The sequence below is a fragment of the Providencia sp. CIM-Carb-044 genome (genome assembly GCF_033901115.1).
GTDB lineage: Bacteria > Pseudomonadota > Gammaproteobacteria > Enterobacterales > Enterobacteriaceae > Providencia > Providencia hangzhouensis.
This window is the reverse complement of record NZ_JAXADV010000067.1, coordinates 1-749: the sequence shown is the minus strand read 5'-3', so window position 1 is coordinate 749 and position 749 is coordinate 1. Positions and strand designations below refer to the sequence as shown.

Here is a 749-nt window from a genome sequence, read left to right as displayed (position 1 = left end):
GTGTCACAGATGCGAAAAAGCAATTAAGTGCATATTTTGAGTTTTATAATTTGAAACGACCTCATTCGAGTCTAGACAAAATGACACCAAATGAGTTTTACTATGATCAGCTACCCCAACAAAACAAGGTGGCTTAACTAGAGCGGAATATCACTTATAAATACGCTTTTAGTTGTTCAAACAAGTGGGACCACCTCTCTCGCATTTGCGGGGTTTTTAATGCTGAATAAAAGGAAAACTTGATGGAATTGCCCAATATTATTCAACAATTTATTGGAAACAGCGTTTTAGAGCCAAATAAAATTGGTCAGTCGCCATCGGATGTTTATTCTTTTAATCGAAATAATGAAACTTTTTTTCTTAAGCGATCTAGCACTTTATATACAGAGACCACATACAGTGTCTCTCGCGAAGCGAAAATGTTGAGTTGGCTCTCTGAGAAATTAAAGGTGCCTGAACTCATCATGACTTTTCAGGATGAGCAGTTTGAATTAATGATCACTAAAGCGATCAATGCAAAACCAATTTCAGCGCTTTTTTTAACAGACCAAGAATTGCTTGCTATCTATAAGGAGGCACTCAATCTGTTAAATTCAGTTGCTATTATTGATTGTCCATTTATTTCAAACATTGATCATCGGTTAAAAGAGTCAAAATTTTTTATTGATAACCAACTCCTTGACGATATAGATCAAGATGATTTTGACGCTGAATTATGGGGAGACCATAGAACTTACCTAAGTCTATGG

2 protein-coding genes are annotated in these 749 nt (G+C 35.5%); both read left to right on the top strand.

The window, feature by feature from the left end:
- On the top strand, positions 1-137 hold a 137-nt coding region (locus tag SJ312_RS23290; RefSeq protein ID WP_180052275.1), incomplete at its 5' end, for an integrase core domain-containing protein.
- Positions 138-242: 105 nt separating this feature from the next.
- Positions 243-749, top strand: a 507-nt coding sequence (locus SJ312_RS23285) for an APH(3') family aminoglycoside O-phosphotransferase (protein WP_152372189.1), incomplete at its 3' end; no start/stop codon positions are given.